This is a genomic window from Photobacterium sp. NCIMB 13483 (assembly GCF_003025475.1).
Taxonomy (GTDB): Bacteria; Pseudomonadota; Gammaproteobacteria; order Enterobacterales; family Vibrionaceae; genus Photobacterium; species Photobacterium piscicola.
The window spans coordinates 76,359-97,626 of record NZ_PYLV01000007.1; the positions used below are offsets into that span (position 1 = coordinate 76,359).

Here is a 21,268-nt window from a genome sequence, read left to right on the forward strand (position 1 = left end):
CAATAGTAAATGGCTTATATAAGAATGCTGTGGTGATTAATCTCACCACATTCATTCCTTAAGTAACTAATACTCGTTAGCCTGATAGAAAAATGTTAATTAATGCAGTTGGGAGTTTGAATATTTTATTATCGGCATTTTGATTTTATCGTAGTTCTCAGAATATTTAAAAGTATGACAGCTCTTGTTAATATTAAAGTACGGCTCTAATTTAATATTCGTGTACTACAGTCTTGTTATGCAATAAATATTCTAAAAATAAAAACCATTTTGAAATAAGCATAATATATTGCTTGTTTTAAAATGGTTTTTTTTTGGCATAGATGATGCTTGGTTTTATTAGTTGTTCTTTGTTCCATTATATCCATATAAATGACATGAGATTGTTGGATTGTAATGGTTGAAATAATTATAGGTATGTTTTCTTTATTAATACTTTGAGGTGTTTATGTTCAAAGGATGGAATATAATAAATGTTTTTGTTTTATTACTTTTTTTTATTAGTAATAGTGCATTAGCAGCCTCTGTTACAGGAACAGTCTTTGAGGACATCACTGGTGATGGATTAACTGATGGTGATGTTACTTTAAATGATAACTCTGGAGATCAGCGCGGTTTACCTGGTATTACTGTAACGATTTATCTAGATGATGGCGATAATTTACCCGATAGCGGAGATACCGTTGTTGCAACAGATATCACTAATGCTAATGGTAGCTATTCTTTTACTGGATTAGCGAATGCGGTGTATTGGGTTGCTGCTGATGCACCGACAACCGCCAGTAATGGTAGCGGTGGCTTGGTTGCAGAACAAACCATTGGTATAGAGGCTCTAAGCACAATCCCGACGCCTTTTGCCATACAATCATATTGTGCAGATGGCATTGGGGGGAGTGTTTTAACCACGAATGCCACTCACAGTTTTGATGTTTGTTATGGTGGTAAAACAGCAACAGGGGGAGACGTTACAACAAATGCAGGAACTCGTGAGCATATTACGGGGTTGTATCTTGATTATAATCTTGGCAATTTAAGTTTTGGCTTTAGCTTCAATGTTGTTGTAAACACAGAATTTGATGGTGTTGGTTCTTATCAGCAATTTTTATTAAACGCGAATGCTTATAGTGGTGCAAATACAATGCGTTTTGTACCAGTGGTCCCTCCTAATCGCACATCGTGGTGGGAGGTAGAAAACCAAGACTTTGATTTTGCAATGGTGGTTTTTCCAACCATTACTGAAGGTAACATTACGATTGATGGTACTGCTCACGATTTTTCTGATGCAACATTACTGCGTGAGCTTGATTCAACTCTTCTCGGTACAATAACCACGGTTGGTGCTGATTGGAACAGCCGTTCAATTAGTCGAGTGGATGCACCTGATTTTGCTATTAATCATATTGCTGATAATTGTGAGCGGAGTTTTTATCAAGAGCCTGCTGATGAAAGTTCAACATGGACTGGGTGTGCAGGTATTGAGTTAGCGACAAATGTTCATAATGTCACAATTCGTGATATTGCTATTTATGCCGATGATAGTGATGGTACAGTTGCTGGGCCTGCTTTTTTTGCTCCTGATGGTATTCAAAATTTTGACTTTGTAAATAATGTTATTGGTGTTTTACCCAATGGAAATGATGCTAATAATCAACTTTATCGTGGTGTGATTATTAATAATGGTATTAATTGGGGCGCTGAACAAGATTACGATACATTCGGGAAAATAGATAATAACTATTTTAATAATACTTGGGATGCCGCCATTATTATTTGGTATTTAACGGGGCCAACTGATTCTAGAACAAAATTTGTTATTACTGATAATTATATTATTAATGTTGATGGTTCTGGAATGGTTTTTGATCGAGGGATGAATGCTTTAACCGTACAAGGTAATTATGTTGATAATGCAGGATTTGCAGGTATTGATAATGCCGCGGGAAGCTCTTACTTAGATATTTTACGAAATACCGTCACCAATACCCGTGGATTTTATATTAAAAGTGATAATAACTATGATAATTCACGTAATTCAGAGTGGTACCCTAAATCGGGTATTTCTTTAGGTTATGGTGCTCATATTAATGCTGAATATAATAAGGTTATTAATGGCGGAACGGATGTAAATGGTATCGATTTAGCGAATGGTGCTAGTCGAGCAATAAAAGTTAGTCAAAATCAGTTTGGTGGTAATGGTGGTATTGCGATTGATGTGGGTGAGAATAATGGTATTGATACCAATTCACATCAAGGTGATAGCACCGGATGTTATTTAGCAACCTATCACGGAACTCCAACAGTAACAGGACCGAGTATTCCCGTTATTACTGCGGCAACGATTGATGGTAATACATTAACTGTTGAAGGAACTATGTGTAATGGTACTGCAATTCAGGAAAATAGTTATGAATTACAATTTTACGTTATTACATCAGGAGTTGGAGATACTAGTACATCATCAAATACGCCAAGTCCTGTAGGTGGTTGGAGTTTTATGCCCAGCATTGGTAACGAAATAACCGGTCTAACTTATGGTGAGGGTACTGCTTATCTTGGTCGCTTAACGAATCAAACCAATGGGACTTTCAGCGGTACAGTTACGGTATCAGGCGTTTCTTCTGGTGCTCAAATAGGCGCTATTGCATTATCAGATAGTAATAGTGCAGGGGCTTTTTATGCAGGTCAGACCTCGGAATTTTCTGCGACTCAAGCGGTAACTTCTACTTTTGCAGATTATGGTGATGCTCCTGATTCAGGTGTTGGTGTTGGAGTTAGCAACTATCGAACACTATTAGCAGATAATGGCCCATCTCATATTAGTTCAACGTTATTACTTATTGGTACGAATGCCACCGATGAAGAATCCGATGCTCTCGGAGCTGGTGTAACAACCGCAGATGGCGATAATAATAATGCGACAAACGATGAAGATAGTGTATCGAGTTTAACCATAGAAGATACCGCAACAACCTTTACTGAAACTATTGATGTTGTTAATTCAACAGGTTCTCTTGCATATTTATACGCATGGGTTGATTGGGATAATAGTGGTACCTTTGATGTCGATGAATTTATCTCAAATGGTTTGGGTACTGATGGACAAATTAACATCGCAGATGCTGCTACTTCATCATCTTTAAATTGGTCTGGTATTAGTGGATTAAGTGTTGGTGATCAGCATTATCTTCGTATTCGTATATCAGAGACTGAACTTGTATTAGGCGGTGCAAGTGGTGGCTTGGAAGATCCGCGTTCGTTTAATGCAGGAGGCAGTGGTGAAGTTGAAGATCATATTATTACCGTAACTGCGACGATTCCTCCTGTTGTTGTTCCATTAGATACGGATAATGATGGAGTGAATGATGATATTGATATTGATGATGATAATGACGGAATTTTAGATGTTGATGAAGGATATGCTTGTTCGAATACACCAGTGTTTGAGTCAGCGTGGGATATCAAAGTTTATCAAGGTGGTAGTGGTCCAAGTTGTGGTGATCAACTTGGTATAGCATCAGTAACTGAGATTGCATCGGGCACAATGGATGAGTTCCCAGGGGAATTAAGAGTTGATTGGTATAATGGCGGTTCATCTACATTATTAGCAACATTAAATAATAATGGCGGTAATGTAACAGGTTCTAATCCAACAGGAACACATTGGATAGTCCGGCATGAACATACATTTAACGCTGGCGAAACCGGGCTTTATGATCTTCTTCCATCAGGGACGACTCATGATAGTAAAATGGGTATAAAAATAGCCGCTGATGGAACAGAAACTGTTTTATTTTGTACCGCTGCATGGACACAACCCTCACCAGGGGTAACGAATATTCAATTCGATGAAGGGGATAAATTACGCTTATATATTAATGAGTATGCCGGTGGAAATCAGGGTTTGACTATTAACCTTGGCGGTGCCTCTGGGCAAACGTATTGTACACCAACATCGATGATTGATTCCGATAATGATGGCATACCTAATCATTTAGATTTAGATTCTGATGGTGATGGGATTCCAGATAATATTGAAGCACAAACAACCCTCGGATACATTCCACCAAATACTGATGATGCAGCAACATATACTGCAAATAACGGTTTAAATTCTGCTTATACTTCAACAAATGGGTTAACGCCTGTCAATACAGATACTACGGATGAACCTGATTATTTAGACCTCAATTCGGATAATCAAGGTGGTGATGATACAGCTGAAGCTGGATTAACATTGTTAGGTACTGTGGGTATAAATGGTTTAGATAATAACTATGATAATGGTGATGACTTTGTTGATATAAATGGTAATTTTGATAATTCTCAAGTCGATAACTTTCCGGATCTTGATGGGGATGTGAGCTCTGGAGGGGATGTTGATTGGCGAGATAGTTCAGTATTGGTGGACTTTGGTGATGCCCCAGACATAGGTGTCGGCGTCGGGAATAACGATTATCGTACTATTTCCAGCGATAATGGTCCTTACCATAGCGTAGTTCTGGGGGCGATTTTTATCGGTACTACAGCACCTGACGGTGAATTGGAGGGAACACAATCAACCAGTGCCAATGGCGATGATTTAGACGGAACTGATGATGAAGATTCTCTAGGTATCACTCAGCTCTATGAAACCAGTACGACTTTTTCCTATAATCAGTTAGTCAATAATTCATCAGGAGCTGATGCTTATTTATATGCATGGGTGGATTGGGACAATAGCGGTACGTTTGATAAAGATGAGTTGGTTGATGGTGGTGTGAGTGCAGGTGATCCTATTATCATTCCGACTGGAAGTTCAAATGTTGGAACATCTATGTTGTGGAGTACTTTACCTGCATTATCATCAATGGATGAATATTATTTACGTGTTCGAATCAGTGATCAAATTTTAACAGATAGTGCGACAGGAAGTGATGAAGATCCTCGTTCCTTTGGTAATGGTGGTGCGGGTGAAGTAGAAGATCAGATTTTAATCGCTGAAATTGAACCTACGCTTCCACAAGTTTACTGTGCTGTATCGAATAATGCTGAAACGGGTGAGCAAATAACTCAGCTTGATGGTTATAACGATAACCCTGCTGATGGATTCTCGGGAACCAGTATTGTCGGTGACGAACTGTATTCACAGGCAGGCAGTGGGCAACCATCGAAACGATTTGAATTGGAAATTTTAGCGCCTAACCAACAAATTACTTATCCAATTGGCATTGAGATAGAAATGCGACTCAGAAACCTAAATTCAGGGGATGGAGATGCACTATTTTGGATTACTGATCATACCAATATGAACGGAATATTGATCGGTGATAATGCGGTCTATTTAGGTGTAGATGCTCTTTGGAATGGATCTAATTCCACTGTTGCCAGTTATAGCCAATCACCTGTGACCGTGATGGGAAATTCTGCTGGTTTTATGACAACATCTTATAAACGTTATCGCTTAAAGATGTTTGTTCAAAGCGATAATAGCGTCACCATGCAAGCTATTACGATGAACGATGATGGTTCTATCATTGAAACATCGCCTGTTATTACAGGTGATCAAACCTTTGACCCGAATAATGGTATTTATTTTACACATACTGGGCATAACAATGATCCCGCTTCTCAGCGACATATTTTTGGTGAAATAACCGTTGTTGCAACTAATGGATTAGCTTGTGACTATGGTGATGCACCTGATGCCAATGTGGGTACAACGCTAGGTGATTATAAAACCCGAGCGGCATCAAATGGACCATCTCATGCTATTGATGGAACAATTTATTTAGGAAGTACGGGTCCTGACAGTGAATCTGATGCCTTTGGTGATGGGACTGATACTAGCTTTGATGGTTCAGGTGATGATACCAAAGGGACAGTACCTGATGATGAAGATGCTATAGCGGGAACATTGAGTTTATCAGGCAGTGATTTAAGTTTTAATATTGTCTGTAATGATTTTAGTAGCGGTAGTGGTGATCTAGGCGCAACGGTTCATGCTTGGGTTGATGCTAATAGTAATGGTGACTTTGAAGTTTCTGAATATACCTCAAGCGCTTGTAATGATACATCAGCGATAGCAAATGGTATGGCATCACTCAGTTGGACGGGGTTACAGCGAGTTGCTGGTGACAGTTATATTCGTTTGAGAATTACTAATCATACTTTAACCGATGTCGATAATTTAGGCAGTGATGATCGTGCTTATGATTCGGTATCCAATGGTGAAGTAGAAGATCATCCAATTACTATTAATCCGTTTATTTCTGGGTTTGTTTTTAATGATGATGGTAGCGGTGGCGGTACTATTACTAACGGTATACGAGATGGGACGGAAACGGGGTTAGGCATTGCGGTTCCTATTATTGTTTATAATACGGCAACAACCACTTGTTATATAACAACATCTGATCCTGTAACGGGTGCATACGCCATTGATGTACCATCAACTGGCACCTATAAAGTTTATGAAGCCGCGAATGAAACAGACTTAGTTTCTCCAACTTGTCCACCAACAGTTGGTGCGTTAGACCAAGCAACAGGCACTTATATCAATGCAACAATAGCTGACCCTGTAACTTATATGTCAAGTTCGGCAAATGTTGTGGAAGTTAATGTGTCTTCAGGCTCTGTCGTAACCGTTGATTTTGGTGATTTTGCTGTTAATTCGTTTGATACATGTTCGACATCTGCGTATCTATCACAATCTGGCGAGCTAAATGCTGTAAATTTAGCAACTGGAGATGTTTCGTTACTTGATCCTTCAGTAACTCAAGGGTCAGCGTTGGGATATTCGATGCATTCCAATACATTAGCGGCGGTGCAAGGAACCAATACCCTAACAATTTTAGATAACGCTTATAATGTGTATTCATTACCAATATCAAATTCTACCATGCCAAGCCAAGCAAATAATGGTGATATTGATGATAATGGTATTCTTTATGCGCATAATGGCGGTAATTTCTATTTATTTGATACCAATCCAAACAGTGAAACCTATTTAACTCAAGTTGGAATCTTATCGACGACAAGTTTGAACTATGCTGACATCGCCTTTAATCCGATCGATGGTCAGATATATGCCGTTTCGACGGCCAGTAATACGTTGTACCGTTTTAATCCTACAACAGGCACGAGAACCTCGTTAGGAGCTCTTGCTGGTATTTCATCTGGACCATTTGGAGCGATGTATTTTGATGATCAAGGTTATTTTTATATTTCAGAAAATCCATCTCCTGGACGAATTTATCGTATTGATGTTTTAGATGGCTCAAAGGCATCAGGTAATTATACTGCAACACTCTTTTCTCAAACGAACTCTTCCGCTGCAGGAAATGATGGTGCACGTTGTCGTTATGCTCCTGTACCTTTAGATTGGGCGGATGCACCAACAGCTGATGGCTATTTTACTGAATTAGTAAATGATGGACCTCGACACCAAACTGATGTTGGTTTGCCATATTTAGGAGTGAATTTACCGGATAATGAAAATGATGGTCAACCAGCAACGTTAGCTGATGGTGATGATACTAATGGAATGACACCTGATGATGAAGATGGATTTACTCAACCAACAATAAATTCGATTATTGTCAGCGGCGATACTGTATCGCTAACGGTACCAGTCGTGACATCTGGTAATGATAATCTTTATGGTTGGATAGATTTTGATGCTAACGGTATTTTTGATACTGATGAAAAACAGACCGTTAACGTTACCGTGTCAGGTAATACGCAATTAGATTTTAATGTGCCAACGGACGTGCAGTTGGTGGACACTTTTGTTCGGTTACGAATTTGTTCAAGTAATGAAATTTGTAATACTCCAACAGGAAGTAGTGGCGATGGTGAGGTAGAAGATCATTTACTTTCATTAAGACCTTTGGGTGATTTGTCGTTAAAGCTAGCGATGCAACCTGGTGCTAATGTTACGCTTGGAATCCCATTTAATGTCGTGGTAAGTATTGAAAATATGGGAGCGACAATCGCTCTTAATACGAGGGTAACACTTCCGATTCCAACAGGGTACAGCTTTGTGAAAGCGTATGCCGGTGATGGCGTGACAGAAATTACCACCTATGATCCATTAACCGGAGAATTAGATCTTGGTGCTATTGGTTTAGGGTTTAATGATTATGCTGTGATTCGATTGGCACCACAATCATTAACATCCCCTGCTATTCATGCTGAAATTATAGAAACCAGTATTAATGATATTGATTCGACACCCAATAATGGGTTTGGTAATGGTGAAGATGATACTGATGTTGTCACGCCTATTATTTCTAATACAGTCCAACCAAATATTTGTGATGCACCTGTAGTATTTGAAGGTGGTGATGCTTATTTAGCTGCGAATGGTGAATATATTGTGACTCCTAACACCACCAATCAACAAGGGTATTTATGGAGTTATGAGTATATTGATTTAAACCAACCTATGTATGCTGAGCTTGCTGTTTATCTCGGAGATAGAACTTGTAATATCGGTTGTCCTACTGGTATTGAAAGTGGTGCTGATGGTATGACGTTTGTACTCTCTGCCGATACACGAGATCTGAATGCCTTTGGTGCTTTTGGTGGAGGGTTAGGAGTTGGTGATATTTTTGGTGCAACGCCTGTTTCACCATCGGTCGTGTTTGAATTTGATACCTTTGATAATACTTTTATAGGGGCGACAGATGATGCTGTGGGTGGGCAATATATAGATCATACAGGCGTTTATCTGAATGGTGATGTCTATACTCCAGATGCTGCTAACACGCTTATTTCTGCAACCTCTGTTGCGGGAGGAGAGCTGGAAGATGGCCGCTATCATATTGCGCAGTTTGAATGGGATCCTTCGATCAATCAGTTTACCTATTACCTCGATGGCGTCATGGTTGGTCAATTTACACGAAATATCCGTAATGACCTAGGTAATAACATGGTGCGGTTTGGCTTTACGGGAAGTACTGGTGCTGGTTATAACCTACAAAAAGGGTGTTTCACTAAAGCGCCTAATGTTTTAGGCAGTGACCTCGGTGATGCTCCTGATACCACGGTTGGTACTGGAACCAGTAATTACACTACCACTTATGAAAATGATGGTGCAGCGCATGTGCAGGCAGATAGTGATGATAATGGATTGATCGATCTACGTATGGGTAACCTGTGGGATGCTGATTTAGGTAATCTTCAAAATATTGGTGCTATTGCTGATGATGATGATAACTTTGACGATGAAGATGGTGTGTCAATAGTGTTAGCGGCCACGAAAGGTGAAAATTTTGATATTACGATAAATGTTGTCGAAGACGCAACGCGAACAAGTAGCGGACAACGGTTATATGCATGGCTTGATTTTAATTTAGATGGGGATTGGGATGATGCAGGCGAACAAATTATTGCAGAAACTACAGCATCTATAGGTAGTAATAGTTTTAGTGTGCCAATTCCTGCGAATGCCACGGTTGGTTACAGCTATCTAAGAGTACGTCTGTGCAGTGATGTTGGCTGTGATAGCCCTATTGGTTTAGCTAATGATGGTGAGGTCGAAGATTATCGTGTGTTGGTATCAGATCTAGTTGGAAATAATCAGTGTGATCTTATTGTACAAACACGCTTACCTGTTGCGGCAACAGATTATAGTTACAACTCTTTGAATGTGACTGCCGATCCGATCACGTTTACCGATATTGTTAATCCCATTGCTATTACAAATCAGATCAATGTAAATAATATCAATGCACTAGGGTTTAACCGAGTCAATGGGTTGGTTTACGGTACCTTTACCGATATGTCACAAGCTGATCGAATTCATCATTTATTTGTGACAGATAAAACGGGTACCAGCTTTATTGATTTAGGTGAAATTCGAGCAGAATCGGCTACCACTATTCGTCGTTTACAAGATGGCGAAAGTTTTGATTTTGCGGCCGGTGATTCACTGCGTCATAGCGGCTATAGTTCTACTTCTACTGTATTGAGTGCTCCGACTGCTGGTGATGTCACTGCTGATGGTAATTATCTGATTGTATGGCGCACCTCATGGGATTCCTTGGTTAAGATTGATCTTAATACACAGACATTTACAACTGTTCCACTCGATATTGCCACCATGGGCGGGTCATATGGTGGTGGTGCGATTGAGGTAGGTGCTGATTTAGCGATAAGCAGTCAATCAGGATTGGGGTATGCGGTCGATTTAAATGGCGATATGCTCTATAGCATTAATGTGTCGACAGGGGCAGTGACAGCGCAACCATTAACCTACTTTGGTGCAGAGCCAACGGCAGATACCAATGGTAAATTACAAGCGGGTGCGTTGGTGATTGATAATGCGATTAGTCTCTATGCGATGACGAATGGCGGTAATCATGATGCCAACCAAGACGGTACCATTGATTTAAATGAGCGTGCTGTCGTTTATCGTATTAACGTGATGACCCAAGAAGTTGAATATTTTACAGCATCAAATGAGGGCAGTTTGCAAGGTAATGATGGTGCTGGTTGTTATGATTCAACTGACTATGGTGATGCTGCTGTCAGTTATGGTCAAGCCAGTCATGCTTATTTAGATGTAGCATTAGATGGAGCGGCAGATTTATCCCTTGGTTCTCGCTGGGACCCTGAATTTGCGCAATGGGTAAGCGCTGATGCATCGGGAGATGATACTCATGGTCAGAATGATGAAGATTTGAATATTCCCGCCCAAATTATTGTAGAGACCAGTACTACATTACCGATTCAAGTGGTGGGCAATGGGTTTGTGAGCATTTGGGTTGATTTAAATAATGACGGTGATTTTGCTGATAGCAATGAATTATTAATTAACGATCAAGCGGTTACAGCTGGAAATAATAATATAGCAATAACGTTAGATGCCGCCAGCGCTGAAGGGTTTAACGGTAACACTGTAATGCGAGTGCGTTTATGTTCAGCGGCCAACAGTTGTAATACATTTGATGGTGCCGCCGCTGACGGTGAAGTCGAAGATCATTTATTTGAATTGCTCAATCGGATTGTTTTAAGTGGTGTGGTGTTTGAAGACAATGGTGTTGGTGGTGCAATAGCAGCGCACGATGGTATTCAAGACGGCACTGAAATTGGCTTAGGTAACTTTACCGTCACCGTTACCTTTAATGACACGGGTGTAACAGGGGTAACAACGGGGGATGTGATAGCTACAGATGTTACGTCGGGGGATGGTAGCTATAAATTTATTCTGGGTGTTGATTTTTCAGGTAAAAATTTACTACTTGATGTAATTAAACAAGCGGATTGGATAGATATTAGCGAGGCCAATGTTACCGCTATTTCACAAGTGACGAGTAACAGTGTGATTGATAGCCAGATGACCATTAACGCCAGTGCGGGGGATGATATCAGTGGTCTTGATTTTGGTAAGGTACGTGAGCCAAGAATGGAACCTGATAATTTCAGTGAAGTTGAACCCGGAAAGGCAGTATTATTCCCACATAAGTTTACTGCTGCAACCTCGGGGAGTGTGAACTTTTCCATTATAAATCCAGAGGTTGCTCCAGTAAATGACAGCTGGAATACTGTACTGTATTTCGATAATAATTGTAATGGCGAAATCGATAGTGCTGATGCACAAATAATTAATCCGGTTGCTGTTAATGGTAATAGTACGGTTTGCTTACTCAGCAAAGTGTTTGTGCCAGCGAATGCGCCACTTAATGCCCAATATCATTATGATATAGCAGCAGATATGATCTTTAGTGATAGTGCGGGAACAGGACACGGTATTACGCGACAAGTGTTAGATAAAGACACCGTCAGAGCAACGTTCCGTGGTGCTGGTGAGTTAAAGCTTGAAAAGAGTGTGCGTAATATTACTCAAGGTACCGCTGTTGGAGTGAGTAATAATGGCCGCCCTGGGGATATATTGGAATACATTATAACCTTCACTAACGTAGGGAATGGCGATTTAACTGAAGTGAGTATTTTTGATAGTACACCGAGTTATACCGAATTATCTCAAGCAATAGATTGTACATCGGGTAGCGTCCCAACGTTGCTCACTTGTGCAACTGTTACTGCGAATGGAATAAATGCTGCGGGTTATGAAGGTGAAGTACGCTGGGAAATGACAGGCTTTTTAGCTCCAGGCATTCAAGGTTCTGTCATTTATCATATTGCGATTCAATAAAAGAAATATATTTGCTTAGTTTTATTTTGCAATATAATTTTAAATAATCATTATTAATAATTAGTATCTGGAAAAAGGAATACAGTTATTTTATATACGTTAGTTAAGTTGGCGTTATTTATGCAATAGACATCTTATGTTCATTGATGGATAAGTGACATGAAAAAGTCTATATATTTTTTGTTTATAATACAATTGATCTTGGGTTACTTTTTATTTAAAAACAATAATAATCAATTGCCCGTAAAAATGGTTATTATTGATCAAGAATTGATATCGAATGATTTCTTTAGTAAGCATTCGTTACAGTATTCAAAAATTAAAGATATATCTGATTTTATTTTTCAATTAGAACAACAACCACAATCAAAGATTGTTGATTTATGGGCTCATGGGACGGCTGGAAAAATTAAATTTGGTCGAGATATTATTACATTAGAAAATATCGAAAAATATAAAAGTGAGATAATAAAAATAGGCTCATTATTAGGTTCTGATGGTGTTATTAATTTCTTAGGGTGTGATTTAGCAAAGGATGAAAAAGGGGAAAAATTATTATCAAAATTTTCTCAATTATCAAAGATTTCTGTACGAGCATCTATTGATAAAACAGGGCATAGCAACCAAGGTGGTGATTGGGATCTAGAAATGGCGTTTGGCCATCAAAAAACTGTGTTTACACCATTATCTTGGTATTTTGATTATTCAGCTATTTTAGCCGATACCGATGGTGATGGAGTTGATGATGCAATTGATATTGATGATGACAATGACGGTATTTTAGATACTGATGAAATAGTGTGTGAGGTTGATGTACCTCTTGATTTATCAGGTATTACAGCGGGCTCACCAGATGAATCAAATATGCCACTGTCAACAACAATATTTGATGGTGTTTTAAGCGGTACGAGTGCAGACTCACCAGAAGGAACAAATACAGGGCAAATAAGATTATCTGTGGCGGGAGGGGTTGGTGAACAGATGGTTTATACCATTACTTTTGCTGATCCAGTTAAGTTAACTCTATCTCAATCAGATGGTTTTTATTGGTTTGATAGTTCGGATGAATGGTCAGTTAGTGTTACTGGCGCGACTTTATCGGTCTATAATCCCGCTATTACCCATGCAAGATTAGGTGGGACTTCACCAGAATTACAAAACGTTGTTGGTAATAATACAAGCTCTGTTAGTTTCCAACCCTTAGCAACAGGCGGACACATTCCTGCTGCTAATTCTCAATGGTCTATTATGTCTAGTGATTTTGTTTCTAGCATAACATTTACTTATTCAAATTCGACCTCACAATCAAACAGCTCTCCGATTAAATTACGCACGACTTGCGTGTCTGATGATGTTGATAATGACGGTATTTATAATCATATCGATTTGGACACTGATGGCGACGGTATTCCTGATAATATTGAAGCACAAACTACGGTGGGCTATTTGGCCCCTAATACTGATAGTGTTGCAACTTATACGGCAAATAACGGTGTTAATAGTGCTTATCTTGGTGGTTTAACGCCAGTAAATACTGATGGTATGGATGAGCCAGATTTTAGAGATTTAAATTCAGATAACGAAGGCGGCAATGACACTACCGAAGCTGGATTAACGTTATTGGGGAGTGTTGGTGTTAATGGTTTGCATAGCAATTTAGAATCAGCTGATGATTATTTGGATGTTAATGGTATCTTCGATAATACTCAAACTGATAATTTCCTCGATTTAGACAATGATGTAATAGGTTATGGTGATGTCGAATTTCGTGATGTTGTTGCCAGTTGTGATGTTTCAGGTTTAGCGGGAGCAACATCCAAAACGGCTACAGAATTTGTCACTATCAATGGTACGCCACTTCGAATTGATCATATTGCATCAGGTGGTAATGGGGTTGGATACAATGGTGGTCGTCAATCATATCAATACACGTCTTATTCATGTGGTGGGACATTTCCTTTTATGCATGTCAATGACGGTAGTAGCGGAGAATATTGTAATTATAAAGACTATCTAATTAGTAATGTAACGGGTAGTGGGGCAACGGCAGATCCTTATATTATATGGTCATCACGCTATTGGGATCGTAATGGTAATAACCTGTTTGATAATAGTGATATTCGTATTGTGACGAAAATTACTTACATCAATGGCGATGAATTTTTCGATCAACAATATTGTATTGACTCAGCAGATGGTTCAAATAATTCTAGTATTGGTTTATCACAAGGGTTCGATACCTATTTAAATGGTGGTGATGCAGGCGCTGCATTTGCGATTCCATATAATTCAGCAAATTATCAACCAGATACAGGGCCATATTCATTAGTCGGTGTAACTAAAAATTATACTGCGACTGATCAATTTATGGGATATATGGAATTAGATAAGTCTTGGGATCGTTATTTCTCAGGCCCTTATTCTACCATGCTTGGATCTAATTTAAATACTGCGCCATTTTTACTCGATAACACTTTAAATACTAATCCCGGTACCGATAATGGTATTGGGGTGGAGTGGGGATTAGGTGTTGTAAATGATGCATCTATGCACTCAGTGCGTTTGTTGTTTAGTACATTAGGTGGCGCGATATTTCAAGCGAATGAGTATGATTTAGGTGATGCGCCAGATACATCTACTGGAACCACTACAGGTGATTATCAAACATTATATGATGATGGTGGTGCAGGTCATGCTTTTAATGATACTGATACGGATAATCAAAATGATATTGTATTAGGTACGTTATGGGATAGTGATGACGGGACATTACAAAATATCGCGGCAAATGCAGATGATATATTAGACAGTGATGATGAAGATGGTGTCAGTTGGGTTAATAGCTTTGTTCGTGGTGGTAATAGTGATCTTTCAATAACAATAACAAAAGATCCTGAATCAACGTTAACCGGCTTGCGATTATATGCATGGGCTGATTGGAATCAAGACGGTGATTGGCTTGATAGTGATGAACAGGTTATTTCAGATATAGCAGCGATGAGTTCTACTCAAAGTTATACGATAGCTGTGCCGATAAATGCAATACTTGGTAATACTTATTTACGTGTTCGAGTTTGTTCTGATGTTGATTGTAATTCATCTATAGGGCTTGCAGATGATGGTGAGGTAGAAGATTATCTTATTACCGTTGTCGCACAACAAATCTCAGGCTTTGTATTTAATGATGATGGCAATGGTGGTGGTACGGCAACCAATGGTATTAAAGATGGAACCGAAACTGGGTTAGGTATTGGAGTTCCGATCGTTGCCTACAACCCCTCGACAGGCCTATGTTATGCAACGACGGCAGATGCAACAACGGGAGCATATACTCTGACTGTTGGGGCTACGGGAACCTATAAAGTTTATGAAGCTATTAATGAAACCAATATTGCGTCTCCAACTTGTCCTCCAACAGCGCCTATATTAGATATCAATACAGGTAGTTATGCTGGCGGTACTATAGGGGATCCTGCCACATATCAATCGAGCAGTGCCAATATTAAGACAGTTACAGCAATAGGTGGCGCTTTAACTGATATAAACTTTGCCGATTTTGTTATTAACTCCTTTGATATTTGTTCTACCCCTGCTTATTTGACCCAAGGCAATGGTTCTGGTTCGACTATTCTAAATGCTATTAATTTAGCAACAGGAGAAGTGACTGCCCTTGTTTCCCCTGTGAATGCAGGTAGTGCTGTGGGTTATTCTATGGTGACAAATACATTGGCCGGAATACAGGGAACAAACACGCTTAACTTATTTGACAGTGCTTATAATACTTATTCATTACCCCTCTCTAATTCAACCATGCCAAGTGCTGCTAATAATGGTGACATTGATGATAACGGTATTTTATATGCGCATAATGGCGGTAATTTCTATTTATTTGATACCAATCCAAACAGTGAAACTTATTTAACTCAAGTTGGAACCTTACCGACGACGAGTTTAAATTATGCTGATATTGCGTTTAATCCGGTTGATGGTTTTATTTATTCTGTTCCAAGCAATAATTCACGAACACTATATCGATTTGATCCTACGACAGGTGCTCGTACTTCATTGGGCGTATTACCTGGAATCGCTAATGGACCATATGGTGCGATGTATTTTGATGATCAAGGGTATTTCTATATTTCAGAAAATCCAAATCCCGGCCGAATCTATCGTGTTGATGTATTGAATGGCTCAAAACCAGCAGGTAGCTATACGGCGACGTTATTTTCTCAAACGAATGCATCAGCTGCTGGTAATGATGGTGCGCGTTGTCGTTATGCACCAGTACCTCTAGATTGGGCTGATGCCCCAACTGTTAATGGTTATGCGACAGAATTAGTTGATAGCGGTCCTCGTCATATGACTGAAGCTTCAACGCCTTATTTAGGGGTAAATAATCCGGATAATGAAAATGATGGCCAACCGACAGTTACCGCTGATGGTGATGATACTAATGGGGTAACACCTGATGATGAAGATGGGTTTATTCAACCGAATATCCCCTCTATTTTAGTCGGTGGGGATAGTTTGTCTTTGACGGTTCCTGTGGTTACATCAGGCAGTGATAACCTTTATGGCTGGATTGATTTTGACGTAAACGGTGTCTTTGATGCAGATGAAACTGCAACGGTTGCTGTGGCTGCTTCGGGTAACAGTACGCTTAACTTTACCGTGCCAGCTGATGTTGAAATTATGGATACCTATGTTCGTTTACGTATTTGTTCAAGTACGGAAACGTGTGATAGTCCAACTGGAAGTTCAGGTGATGGTGAAGTTGAAGATCATTTAATTTCATTAAAGCCACCGGGGGATTTGGCATTAATGTTAGCGATGGATCCTAGTGTAAATGTAACTTTAGGTATTCCCTTTAACGTTGTTGTTAGTGTTGAAAACATGGGGGCAACGGTAGCACTTAATACTAAAGTAACGCTTCCTATTCCAGTTGGGTACAGCTTTGTTAAAGCTTATGCCGGTGATGGTGTTACGGAAATCACCACCTATGATCCATTAACAGGAGAGTTAGAACTCGGTGCTATAGGGTTAGGGTTTGATGATTATGCTGTTATTCGTTTAGCTCCTCAGTCACTTACGGCACCTGCAATCAATGCCGAAATTATAGAAACCAGTATCAACGATAATGATTCAATCCCCAATAATGGTTTTGGTAATGGTGAAGATGATACCGACATAGTAACCCCTATTATTTCTAATACAGTACAACCTAATATTTGTGAAGCCCCCGTTGTATTTGAAGGCGGCGATGCTTATTTGGCCGCAAATGGTGAATATGTTGTAACTCCTAATACCACTAATCAACAAGGGTATTTATGGAGCTATGAATATATTGACTTGAACCAACCTATGTATGCCGAATTAGCCGTATATTTAGGCGATAGAGCCTGTAATACCGGATGTCCCAATGGAATTGAGAGTGGTGCTGATGGCATGACGTTTGTGCTATCTGCGGATTCACGAGATCTGAATGCTTTTGGTGCCTTTGGTGGTGGATTAGGAGTTGGTGATATTTTTGGTGCAACCCCTGTTTCGCCATCTGTCGTATTTGAGTTTGATACCTTTGATAATACTTTTATTGGCGCAACTGATGATGCTATTGGCGGGCAATATATAGATCATACGGCTGTTTATCTCAATGGTGATGTGTATACCCCTGATGCTGCTAATACCCTTGTTCCTGCCACGTCTGTTGCTGGGGGCGAATTAGAAGATGGACGCTATCATATTGCGCAATTTGAATGGGACCCAACGACCAATCAATTTACTTATTATCTTGATGGCATCATGGTTAGTCAATTCACTCGTAATATTCGTAATGATATTGGTAATAACATGGTGCGGTTTGGTTTTACGGGCAGTACTGGGGACGGTTATAACCTTCAAAAAGGGTGTTTTACTAAAGCGCCCAATGTATTAGGGAGTGATTTAGGTGACGCGCCTGATACAACGGTTGGTACTGGAATAAATAACTACACCACGACTTATGAAAATGATGGTGCGGCGCATGTGCAGGTAGATAGTGATGACAATGGCTTTATCGATTTACGCATGGGTAATTTGTGGGATGCTGATTTAGGTGATCTGCAAAATATAGGTGCGACTGCTGATGATGACGATAACTTTGATGATGAAGATGGTGTTTCACTTGTTTTATCTGCGACGAAAGGTGAAAGCCTTGATATTACTGTGAATGTTGTTGAAGATGCGGCGCGCACCAGTACTGGACAACGTTTATATGCATGGCTTGATTTTAATCTTGATGGGGATTGGGATGATACAGGCGAACAAATCATTATTGAAGCTTCAGCATTAATAGGTAATAACAGTTTTAGTGTACCGATACCAGCGAGTGCTATTGTTGGTTACAGTTATTTACGGGTTCGCTTATGCAGTGATGTCGGTTGTGATAGCCCCGTAGGCTTAGCGAATGACGGTGAAGTCGAAGATTATCGGGTGTTGATATCAGATCTGGTGGGAAATAATCAATGTGATTTAATTTTACAGACAATTAAGCCGGTGAGTAGTAGTGATTATGCCTATACGTCATTGGATGCAACGTCTGATCCTATTATTTTTTCTAATATTGTAGATCCCATTTCGATTACGAATCAAAACAATATTAATAATATAAATGCTATTGGTTTTAATCGAGTTAATGGCTTGATTTACGGCACCTTTACCGATATGACCTCAGCCAATCGTAATCATCACTTGTTTGTGACCGATAAAACGGGTACTAGCTTTATTGATTTGGGTGAAATGCGAGCAGAAAATGCTGCGTCAGTGAGCCGTCTTAGTGATGGTGAAACCTTTTCATTTAATGCTGGTGATGCATTACGAAATATTGGTTATTCATCGACAACCTTTAATTTTACCGCTTCAACCGCTGGTGATGTTACGACGGATGGTAATTATCTTATCGCTTGGCGAACGGGATGGAATTCCATGTTTAAGATTGATCTTAATAGCCAAACATTTACCGTTATTCCATTAGATATTAGTGCCATGAATGACTCCTTTACTGGTGTTGTTATTGATGTAGGTGCAGATTTGGCCATAAGTAGTCAAAATGGACAAGCCTATCTTGTTGATTTACGAGGTGAGAAGTTATATCAGGTTGATCTTAATACCGGCAGTATTATCAGTCAGGATTTGATTTATCTTAGTGGTAAACCGACTGTGGATTCGAATGGGAAATTACAAGCGGGGGCATTGATTATGGATAACTCTATTAATTTGTATGCCATGACTAATGGCGGAAATCATGACTCAAATCAAGATGGGATTATTGACTTAAATGAGCGTGCTGTAGTCTATCGCATCAATGTAATAACCGCTGAAATAGAGTTTGTTGTAGCGTCAAATAATAGTAGTTTGCAAGGTAATGATGGTGCTGGTTGTTATGATTCGACCGATTATGGTGATGCAGCTACAACATATGGCCAAGCCAGCCATGCTTATTTAGATACGGCATTAGATGGCGTGGCAGATTTAGCGCTTGGCTCTCGTTGGGATCCTGAATTTACACAGTGGATCAGTGCCGATGCAACGGGTGATGATACCCATGGTCAGGATGATGAAGATCTGAATATTCCCGCTCAAATTATTGTAGAAACCAGCACCACATTACCGATTCAAGTAGTGGGTAATGGGTTTGTCAGTATTTGGGTCGATTTAAATAATGACGGTGATTTTGCTGATAGCAATGAATTATTAATTAACGATCAAGTTGTTACAGCAGGAAATAATAATATAGCAATAACGTTAGATGCCGCTAGTGCAGAAGGGTTTAATGGCAATACTGTGATGCGAGTACGTTTATGCTCAGTTGCTAACAGTTGTAATACGTTTGATGGTGCAGCCGTTGATGGTGAAGTTGAAGATCATTTATTTGAATTGCTTAATCGTATTGTTTTAAGTGGTGTGGTGTTTGAAGATAATGGTGGCGCAATAGCAGCACATGATGGTATTCAAGACGGCACTGAAATAGGTTTAGGTAACTTTACTGTTACCGTAACGTTTAATGATGCTGGTGTTACGGGAGTGACGACGGGTGATGTGATAGCTACGGACACTACATCGGGTGATGGTAGCTATAAATTTATTCTTGGGGTGGATTTCTCAGGTAAAAACTTACTACTAGATGTGATTAAACAAGCAGATTGGATTGATATCAGTGAAGCTAATGTCACTGCTATCCCACAAGTGACCAGTATCAGTGTGATTGATAGTCAGATGGCTGTTAACGCCAGTGCGGGGGATGATATCAGTAGTCTTGATTTTGGTAAGGTACGTGAGCCAAGAATGGAGCCTGATAATTTCAGTGAAGTTGAACCCGGAAAGGCAGTATTATTCCCACATAAGTTTACAGCTGCAACCTCGGGAAGTGTGAACTTTTCCATTATAAATCCAGAGGTTGCTCCAGCAAATGACGGTTGGAGTACCATTCTTTATTTAGATAATAATTGTAATGGAATAATAGATGGTGCGGATGCTCAAGTTATTAATCCGACAGTAGTAAATGGTAATACAGCAGTATGTTTACTCAGTAAAGTGTTTGTGCCAGCGAATGCGCCACTTAATGCCCAATATCATTACGATATAGCAGCAGATATGATCTTTAGTGATAGTGTTGGAACAGGACACAGTATTACGCGTCAAGTGTTAGATAAAGATACCATCAGAGCGACGTTCCGTGGTGCCGGTGAGTTAAAGCTGGAGAAAACGGTACGAAATATTACTCAAGGAACGGCTGTTGGAGTGAGTAATAATGGCCGCCCTGGGGATATATTGGAATACGTTATAACCTTTACTAACGTTGGAGATGGTGATCTAACTGAATTAAGTATTTTTGATAGTACGCCAAGTTATACGGGGCTCTCTCAAGCAATAGATTGTACCTCGGGTAATGTGCCAACGTCACTCACTTGTATACCTGTTACTACTAATGGGGCAAATATTGTAGATTATGAAGGGGAGGTGCGCTGGAATATGACGGGCGCTTTAGCTCCAGGAGATCAAGGAACCGCTGTTTATTTAATAAAAATAAAATAATATCATCATTGGCTAATATTTTAGGAAAGAACCATACGATAAAATATCGACATGGTTCTT

The 21,268-nt window shown here is 39.6% G+C and carries 2 protein-coding genes; both read left to right on the forward strand.

Going from position 1 to position 21,268, the window contains the following annotated elements:
- Nucleotides 1–448: 448 nt before the first annotated feature.
- Nucleotides 449–12,139: a GEVED domain-containing protein gene (locus C9I86_RS07930; RefSeq protein WP_107276082.1), complete on the forward strand. Its 11,691-nt coding sequence runs from the start codon at nt 449–451 to the stop codon at nt 12,137–12,139.
- Nucleotides 12,140–12,298: 159 nt separating this feature from the next.
- The gene (locus C9I86_RS07935; protein WP_107276083.1) at nt 12,299–21,208 is read left to right on the forward strand and encodes a GEVED domain-containing protein; all 8,910 of its coding nucleotides are present in this window, start codon (nt 12,299–12,301) and stop codon (nt 21,206–21,208) included.
- Nucleotides 21,209–21,268 lie beyond the last annotated feature (60 nt).

Coding starts and splice junctions, on each gene's coding strand:
- C9I86_RS07930 (WP_107276082.1), top strand. CDS start 449: ATGTTCAAAGGATGGAATATAATAAATGTTTTTGTTTTATTACTTTTT.
- C9I86_RS07935 (WP_107276083.1), top strand. CDS start 12,299: ATGAAAAAGTCTATATATTTTTTGTTTATAATACAATTGATCTTGGGT.